General features: G+C 36.1%; 12 protein-coding genes and 1 pseudogene. 12 read left to right on the top strand and 1 reads right to left on the bottom strand.

What is annotated here, in order from left to right:
* From BW716_RS34090 to BW716_RS34065, 5 genes and pseudogenes are all read left to right on the top strand, one after another.
* A partial coding sequence (locus tag BW716_RS34090; protein ID WP_143709208.1) for a transposase occupies positions 1-350 on the top strand: 350 nt, incomplete at its 5' end.
* 24 nt (positions 351-374) lie between these two features.
* A complete protein-coding gene (locus BW716_RS34085; protein WP_083730523.1) occupies positions 375-761 on the top strand; it encodes a hypothetical protein in 387 nt (128 codons plus the stop codon).
* 70 nt (positions 762-831) lie between these two features.
* Positions 832-1,963, top strand: a pseudogene (locus tag BW716_RS36530) (IS630 family transposase).
* A 343-nt stretch (positions 1,964-2,306) separates the two neighbouring features.
* Positions 2,307-2,510: a hypothetical protein gene (locus tag BW716_RS34070; protein ID WP_143709207.1), complete on the top strand. Its 204-nt coding sequence runs from the start codon at positions 2,307-2,309 to the stop codon at positions 2,508-2,510.
* A gap of 54 nt (positions 2,511-2,564) precedes the next feature.
* Positions 2,565-2,744 (top strand): hypothetical protein, encoded by a 180-nt coding sequence (locus tag BW716_RS34065; RefSeq protein WP_143709206.1) that lies wholly within the window; start codon positions 2,565-2,567, stop codon positions 2,742-2,744.
* 343 nt (positions 2,745-3,087) lie between these two features.
* On the opposite strand, the gene BW716_RS38305 is transcribed toward BW716_RS34065, so the two are convergent.
* Complete coding sequence (locus BW716_RS38305; protein WP_179091397.1) at positions 3,088-3,435, bottom strand: hypothetical protein; 348 nt, start codon at positions 3,433-3,435, stop codon at positions 3,088-3,090.
* Between BW716_RS38305 and BW716_RS34055 the strand changes: the two genes are divergently transcribed.
* The 7 genes from BW716_RS34055 to BW716_RS34025 all read left to right on the top strand — a co-directional run.
* The gene (locus BW716_RS34055; protein WP_083730518.1) at positions 3,351-4,058 is read left to right on the top strand and encodes a colicin E3/pyocin S6 family cytotoxin; all 708 of its coding nucleotides are present in this window, start codon (positions 3,351-3,353) and stop codon (positions 4,056-4,058) included. The two genes, BW716_RS38305 and BW716_RS34055, sit on opposite strands and share 85 nt — an antisense overlap.
* Positions 4,059-4,088: 30 nt before the next feature.
* Entirely contained in the window at positions 4,089-4,424 is a 336-nt protein-coding gene (locus tag BW716_RS34050) for a hypothetical protein (RefSeq protein WP_083730517.1), read from the top strand.
* Positions 4,425-4,536: 112 nt separating this feature from the next.
* Positions 4,537-4,707 (top strand): hypothetical protein, encoded by a 171-nt coding sequence (locus BW716_RS37295; protein WP_179091399.1) that lies wholly within the window; start codon positions 4,537-4,539, stop codon positions 4,705-4,707.
* A 176-nt stretch (positions 4,708-4,883) separates the two neighbouring features.
* Entirely contained in the window at positions 4,884-5,186 is a 303-nt protein-coding gene (locus BW716_RS36525) for a hypothetical protein (RefSeq protein ID WP_143709204.1), read from the top strand.
* Positions 5,183-5,539: an RHS repeat domain-containing protein gene (locus BW716_RS36520; protein ID WP_143709203.1), complete on the top strand. Its 357-nt coding sequence runs from the start codon at positions 5,183-5,185 to the stop codon at positions 5,537-5,539. The genes BW716_RS36525 and BW716_RS36520 overlap by 4 nt, the downstream gene beginning before the upstream one ends.
* A 24-nt stretch (positions 5,540-5,563) precedes the next feature.
* Complete coding sequence (locus tag BW716_RS34035; RefSeq protein WP_083730515.1) at positions 5,564-6,007, top strand: hypothetical protein; 444 nt, start codon at positions 5,564-5,566, stop codon at positions 6,005-6,007.
* Between the two features lie 415 nt (positions 6,008-6,422).
* A partial coding sequence (locus BW716_RS34025) for an IS4 family transposase (protein ID WP_179091400.1) occupies positions 6,423-7,561 on the top strand: 1,139 nt, incomplete at its 3' end.

The following is a 7,561-nucleotide window of genomic DNA, read 5'->3' as shown; positions in this document are numbered from 1 at the left end:
GCCTCTTTGAAGAAATAATAGCAGTATTGGAGCAAGCAGATATTAGTTGTAAAGGTGTTTTTTTGAATGCTGATCCGGGCTTTGATAGTGAAGCGTTTCGTCAGGTATGCGAACAAGAAGAAATAGAGCTGAATGTCAAACCCAATAAGCGTAATAGCAAGACCAGTACAGACCAGTATCGTTATTTTGACGATGAATTATATAAAAAAAGAACAAAAATTGAGCATGCCAATGCATGGCTGGATGCTTTCAAAGCCCTATTGGTGCGTTATGAAACAAAAGCCTTCACCTGGATGGGATTACATTGGCTCGCCTTTATAACCTTATTCTGTAGAAAATTAAAAGTTTAAACAACTTCACCATCAATTAGATAAATGAAAAATAATAAATTAAAATATCTCATTCCAGCAATAGGATTTCTGCTGCTATTAATACCAGTAAGTATCTCCTTAAAAAAAGATTATGATGTATATATGAATGGCAGTATTGTAACAGTGAAAATTAAAAAATTGCCAGGCACATATTTTACAAAAAATGAGTTTATGTATTTTGAATTGAATGGTAACACATATAGTAAATCAATAAGTAAAAACACAAGGGATTTGCTTCAGGTTGGAGAAGAAATTAAATTGAAGTATTTGGCAGGAGAGAGTTCTCATTTTTTATTTCCTGAGGAAAATCCCTTTATTTGGGGGATTTTTGCGATAAGTCTTTTTGCTTTATTTTCAATGGCGAGTTTCTACTATGCATTTAAGAAATAGAACTATACTAGTGTTACGTTAATTGTTAAATGACGTATATATTTTGTATATTTGGGAAAGCTTTCCAGGAATGATACGTTATACCATCAAATTAACAAAGACAGAAGTAGAAGAACTACACAGCATAATAAATAAAGGCTCCCATACTTCACAAACCTTTAGAGTTGCTTATATTCTCTTGAATTGTGATGAAGGGAAGTATTCTGAGAAAGTAACGAACGAGCAGATAAGCAAAGTTTTAAAGGTTGGTATGCGCACAATAGACCGAGTTAAAAAGAAGTTTGTAGAAGAGGGTTTTGAAGGGGCGTTAGAAAGACGACCTACAAATCGTATTTATGGGTCCAAAGTAGATGGAGATACGGAAGCGAAGTTAGTTAGCTTATGCTGTAGTGAACCACCGAAGGGATTTGCAAAATGGTCGTTGCGGCTATTGGCCGATAAGATGGTAGAATTGAAGTATGTAGAAAGCATCTCCCACGTAACAGTAAGAAAGGTTTTAAAAAAAATGAACTTAAGCCCTGGAAAGTAAAAGGGTGGGTAATCCCAGCTGGTTGCAGTAGTGAGTTTGTGGCGGATATGGAAAATGTGTTAGATGTATATAAAAGGCCGTATGACGCTGATTATCCGGTTGTTTGTATGGACGAGTCACCGAAGCAATTAATCGATGAACTGCGTGAGCCAATTGCAATGAAGCCAGGTCAGGAAAGAAGAGTAGATTATGAGTACGTAAGGCATGGGATGGTAAATATATTTATTGCGAATGAACCATTGAAAGGAAAACGATTTGTGGAGGTAACCGCATTCAAGACCAGAAAGGACTGGGCTATGTTTATTAAAGAGATTGCAGATAAGAAATATCCCAGAGCGAAAAAAATAACTTTAGTGATGGACAATTTCAAAACACATACGGCTGCTGCTTTTTACGAAACCTTTGAACCTAAAGAAGCAAAAAGACTGTGGGATAGATTTGAATTCGTCTATACCCAAAACATGGAAGCTGGTTGAATATGGCTGAAATAGAATTACATGTATTAAATGGACAATGCTTGAACAGGCATATATCTACAATGGAGAAAGTGAAAGAAGAGGTTACTCAGTGGCAAACAAACCGGAATAATAAAAACGGCCAAATTAATTGGCAGTTCACAAACAAAGAGGCAAGAGTAAAATTGAAAAGATTATATCCGTCAATTAATAATTAACGTAACACTAGTATTCTCTTTAAGAAAGCCGCAGGTATTTTCCCGCGACTTTTCTGTTTATAATAGGCCCATTACTTCATTTTAGTGATAAAAGCATCTAACAGTGCATATACATGATTACGTTCAATCTCGGGCATCTTAGAGACGTCCTGGATGCGTTTAATGGTCTCATTATCTAGTCAAAAGCTCCGATTTTTTAGGAGATACATTAATTGTTAGTGGAAGTCAAGCGGCCAAAACTCAATATGCCCAAATAACGAATACGGGGACAGGAGGATTTTATAAAACCAATGTAGCAGAGGATGGTAACGTGACCTTAAACGCTACGGGGAAAAAGGGAGAAATGACGGCAGAGCAGAAAGCCTTTTACAAAGAGGCGTCAGGAGTTATAGAAAAAGGAACGGTTAATGTAGAGGTTGTTCAGAATGACAAAAACGTAATTGGCGGTAGTTATGCATCTGGGAAAATTGATGTTAGTGATATATCATCATTTGGAAAAGGTCCTGTTATGTCTGCACCCAGCACACTTGTACATGAAATCGTATAACAATCGGATAAGCAACTGAACGGAACAAACTATACAGATGCGCATAAAAAAGCATTGGGAACAGAAGAATTGATAACAGGCTATAAGAGAGATAATGGTTCTCAAGTTAATAATGTTAAAGTCGATGCTGGAGGGGTTACCGGTAGCGTTCAAGTCAATTATAGCAAAGGCGGAGAAGTTAAAACAGTTACAATACATCTTAAAAACGGCAATATCACAAAAGTCGATCAATAATGATAAAAAATACTTTACCATTTATTTTGGTGTTCATTTGTTTGAGTTGTACTCTTGCACAAAAAAAAGATAGTGCTTCAACTAAGAATGGGCGTGATTCCCTTTTTGATTATCACTTTAAAATATTAGACTCCGTTGTTAATGCTAATACAACGGACACGATTTATTATTGCTGCACTCAGCAGATAGCATTTATGGAAGAAAAAACGAAAATAGAATCGAAGTCAGATGGGACTCTGTTAGGCAAATTGAGTTTTAGCAAAAGGGATTGGGATGAGTGGCATAAGTGGTATAAAGAACATTACCAGAATAACTAATCATAAATAAAGAATCCNNGGATTCTTTATTTATGATTATACGCTGTTTTATTTTTGAAGTCCCGAATCATCATATCAATATGGTTGAGGATATATCCTCTGGCCTCTTCAGGGAGGGTGTTAATATCTTCCAACTGCTTTAATGTAGCCTTATCCAGGACGAGGTTAGTTTTACCTACGAGGTAATCAATTGAAACGGCCAGCACATCAGCAATTTTGATACTAAAAACAACAGAATAATGAGTTCGCTGACGGTACGGGTGTTGAATGGTATGATTATGGCGCAAGGATGTATGATGTTCAGGTAGGAAGATGGGATTGTATGGATCCGTTATCTGAATATGGAAGACGGTATACTCCGTATAATTACGCATTCAATAATCCGGTAAGGAATGTTGACCCTAATGGTATGTGGAGTATAGATGCTAATGGAGGGCAATCAACAAACGATCCTAATGAAATAAAAACATTTTTTGCTGAAAATAATAATAACAATCAGGACAAGGATAAGAATAAAAAGAAAGATAATAAACAGCAGCCAGCAGAAGGAGAAGGCAATAAGGGAAAAACTCCATATCAACAGGATTCTTATAAACCGGTTCCCAAAGAGTATAAAAAAGATGGCTTACCTGGATTTCCAGGTTCATCAATGTTGCCTCCTAAAAGTGGTGCAAGACCTTCATTTGACCTGGGCGAAAAGGTGCCTAAAGGATGGTTGGGAGAATGGGATTCTCAGCATGGGGAGATAGAAGTGTATGATAAAAAGGGAAAGCATCAGGGCGCCTGGGATACCGAAACAGGCAATGAGAATGAATGTAAACAGAAAGATAATCGTATTCCAAGCTATAAGAGAATTGATGGTGTTCAATATGATAATGCTTTCGTGCATAAAGTGTCGGAGGTGACTGGCTTAACTGGTAGTGCTTTGGTTGTTTATTTCATCATATCGGGAGGAACAAGGATAATTCCTATTAGAAATGTTATTCCGATTCCTTAATTTGTAATTCGATTTTTTAATAATTTAGTCATGAGTAAGCACTATTATCAAATTCTTCTGGAAATTTTTTTGAAGACGGAAGACAAAGTCCTGGGATTTGTAAATATTTCCCATATTCCTTATAAGAAGTTTGAAGAAATATTTGCAGATGATATTACAGAGGACCAGCGCTTTTTATTTGACGATGTTGGTAGTTATATTATTACTGAAGAGTTATATTTGAAGCATGAAGAATATCTAAGGAAACAGATTGATTTTAATTTTAGATTCGATTTATTTTTATATTCGGTTGGATTAGTATCCATTGAAGCTGACAAATATCAAAAAAATTATTACGAGAAATTACCTCCAATGTTTCAGAGATAATCTTTCGATTAGATATTGATATTCAAAGGGTCCGTGCTTTTACAGCCGGACCCTTTTATTAGGTAGTAGTGAAAATTGATCTATTATCTTTTTTTTGTAAAAATTATCTTACATGCGTTTCCTCATTATCCTCCTGTTTTTTCCGCTCTCTATTTTCGCCCAGTCATTCGAAGGGAATATCCTCTACAAAACTACCTACACGAGTGATAACCCTAATTTTCCCATAGCGATGATGGCAAAGATGATAGGGGAGCAGAATGAATATTTCATCAAAGGAGGTTAATATAAATCTATTGTAAACGGACAGATGTTGACTTATCAGTCATATAATAATGCGACTAACTGGGGTGGGGTTGGAAGGATTAAATACAAGTTTATTATCAATGGAAAAGAATTTGATGGGGATACGCGTTTAGTACGTCCAGATTTTTATACTGTCAGAAGGATTATTTACTATGATTGTCCTTTTTCAGCCAGGAGTTACTGGAAATAATAAGATTTTATATAGAGAAGCAGATTATAGAAAATATGATCTTCCGGTACAGGGGTCATACGGATGAATTGCAGACATTGTCAGTAGATAGATTTGCGATTACGAAAACGGGATTTTTGTATATTTACCTGAGTAATGAAAGTGGAGAAGATGTTTATTTTGATAATTTAGTGGTTGTGCATAATGGTGGGCCATTATTGGAAGAAACTCATTATTATCCATTTGGCTTGACAATGGCGGGGATTAGTAGTAATGCGTTGAAGGTATGAATTATCCGGAGAATAGGATGAAGTACAATGGGAAGGAATTGCAGAGTGGAGAGTTTAAGGATGGTAGCGGTTTGGAATTGTATGATTATGGCACCAGAATGTATGATGCGCAGATAGGGAGATGGCTTACTCTAGACCCTTTAGCCGATAAGATGCGAAGATATTCACCTTATAATTATGCATTTGATGACCCAATTAGGTTTATTGATCCCGATGGTATGGCTCCAGAATGGATCGTAGGGACCGATGGGAAAAAAGTTTCATATACTAGAAAGGAAGAAGGAACGCTTGTTTGGTCTAAAAATGCGTCAGAAGATGTTAAAAGGGTTGGTAATGCAATGAATCAGTCATAAACAGGAAGAGAGGTTTTAAAAGGTATGGTAAATGCAAAACATTCAATATCGATAACAATAGATAAAGTAAACATTAAAAAGTATCCAAACGGTGCAACTGCAGCTGGAGAAACAAAAACGTCAGCATCTGTTGTTAGAGACGCTTCGGGAAAAGAGATAAGTAGAGATTTTAAGAAGCCTGAAATAACAATTTATGAAAAAGCCTTAGAACCTAAGGTAGGTCAGGACAATATGGTTATAGGATCTGGAGAAACCGGGGACGTTAAGAATCTAACTATGGAAGATCAGATAGGAGCTATTGGTACGCATGAAGGTGTTCATGCAACAGACAGAAATTCCTCATCAGTTGTTAATCCTAACGCTCTTAACGTGGAGAAAGCTCCATATGAAAAGCAGGTAAAATACATAAATGAAATAAATAAAATCCGAAACGCACAATCTGAACAGACATCAAAACAGAACCCATGAGAAATTTTTTTTCTTAGTATTAACTTTCATAATCAGTTTTTGGTCCAGTCATTTTACTTATGCTCAAGTAAAGATTGATTCATTGCTAGGAAAACATCTGGTGGAAGTAAAAGAGATTGACTCTCTTATTTATAAAACTAGAGTTGTAAACAAAAGATACGAGACTGAAACAAACATTTATACCATTAAGATAGAAGTATTTACTTGGAATAACACGAAGTTGGGTCTGTTCAAATTTGGGTCATCTACATCACATACGAACCCTCATTTATCAATAATGAGATTAGATGAAATAACCAAAAATGTTTTTATAGATGGATATAACGTTGACGATGATTTAAACCGTGTAATACAATGTCGTTTAGTTAAGCAACTCTCAATGAAAATTAGTGAAAAAGGATATAAGATTCAGTAAATTTGTTTTACTGAAAAAACGAACAAGGATTATAGGACCAAAGTTGTTAAACATATAGTAAAACTGATTGATGATGCTCAATACAAGAACCGTAACAAAGACGGTGAAAAAGGATTTACCCGGAACCGTAAACTCCCATTCAAAGAACTCATAGTACTTATAAGCCGAGGTATGATGCGATCAATTCAGCGAGAGCTTAACGATTTTTTTGGAAAGATTCTGGATCAGGAGTATAGTATACAACAAGTGACGAAGGGAGCCTTGAGTCAATCACGAGCAAAATTAATCCCTGAAGCATTTAAAGATCTCAACACAGAGGCGGGCAAAACGTTCTATGAGGATGCGCCTTATCTTAGCTGGAAAGGGCATCGTTTGTTAGCGGCGGACGGAAGTACATGTGTACTGCCGAATCACAAAACAACCAGGGAAGAATTTGGCGTACATAATATGGGTAGGCATGCAGATGCCGAACGCTGCATAGCTACTACTTCGTTGATGTATGATGTGCTAAATCTGGTTACATTGGATGCAATTATAGACAAATATGCTGTATCAGAACAAATACTATTAAGACAACATTTATCAAATGTAAAGTTCCTGCGCAAAGATTTACTATTATTGGATCGTGGATATCCTGGCATGTCACTGATGTATACTCTTCAACATAAGCAGATCGATTATTGTATACGACTTAAAGGTGATTGGTGGAAGGAAGGTCGGACAATGTTAGAAAATGGAGAAACGGATAAAATAGTTACGTTTACATTGCCAGCTAAAGACCATCATTTGCAAAAGCAATACCGGCAGGGATCACCGGATATTAAGTGTAGATTGATTGTAATAGAGTTGGAAACAGGAGAGCAGGAAGTGCTATGTACATCTTTATGCAACAGAAGAAAGTATCCCTACGATTGTTTTATTGAATTGTATCATTATCGCTGGAATATTGAAGAAGCTTATAAGTTATTCAAATGCAGAGTAGGAATGGAAGTATTCTCTGGCAAAACTGCGAGAGCAGTAAGACAGGATTTCCTGGCGAAAGCATTTATGATGACGATGTGTGCGATCTTATCTTTTCCTATTGAAGAAAAAGTAAGAGCAGAAAATAAAGTGTCATCAAATAAGTACCCTAAACAAAT

Origin of the sequence: [Flexibacter] sp. ATCC 35208, from assembly GCF_001975825.1 — a bacterium.
Lineage (GTDB): Bacteria > Bacteroidota > Bacteroidia > Chitinophagales > Chitinophagaceae > Chitinophaga.
The sequence above is the reverse complement of the archived record's forward strand: the minus strand, read 5'-3'. Positions and strand labels throughout refer to the sequence as shown.

What these genes read in the sequence shown, in the direction of transcription:
- BW716_RS34050 (WP_083730517.1), top strand. Translation starts at nt 4,089, where the DNA reads ATGAGTAAGCACTATTATCAAATTCTTCTGGAAATTTTTTTGAAGACG.
- BW716_RS34055 (WP_083730518.1), top strand. Translation starts at nt 3,351, where the DNA reads ATGTATGATGTTCAGGTAGGAAGATGGGATTGTATGGATCCGTTATCT.
- BW716_RS36520 (WP_143709203.1), top strand. Translation starts at nt 5,183, where the DNA reads ATGAATTATCCGGAGAATAGGATGAAGTACAATGGGAAGGAATTGCAG.
- BW716_RS34085 (WP_083730523.1), top strand. Translation starts at nt 375, where the DNA reads ATGAAAAATAATAAATTAAAATATCTCATTCCAGCAATAGGATTTCTG.
- BW716_RS37295 (WP_179091399.1), top strand. Translation starts at nt 4,537, where the DNA reads ATGCGTTTCCTCATTATCCTCCTGTTTTTTCCGCTCTCTATTTTCGCC.
- BW716_RS38305 (WP_179091397.1), bottom strand. Translation starts at nt 3,435, where the DNA reads ATGCGTAATTATACGGAGTATACCGTCTTCCATATTCAGATAACGGAT.
- BW716_RS34035 (WP_083730515.1), top strand. Translation starts at nt 5,564, where the DNA reads ATGGTAAATGCAAAACATTCAATATCGATAACAATAGATAAAGTAAAC.
- BW716_RS34070 (WP_143709207.1), top strand. Translation starts at nt 2,307, where the DNA reads ATGACGGCAGAGCAGAAAGCCTTTTACAAAGAGGCGTCAGGAGTTATA.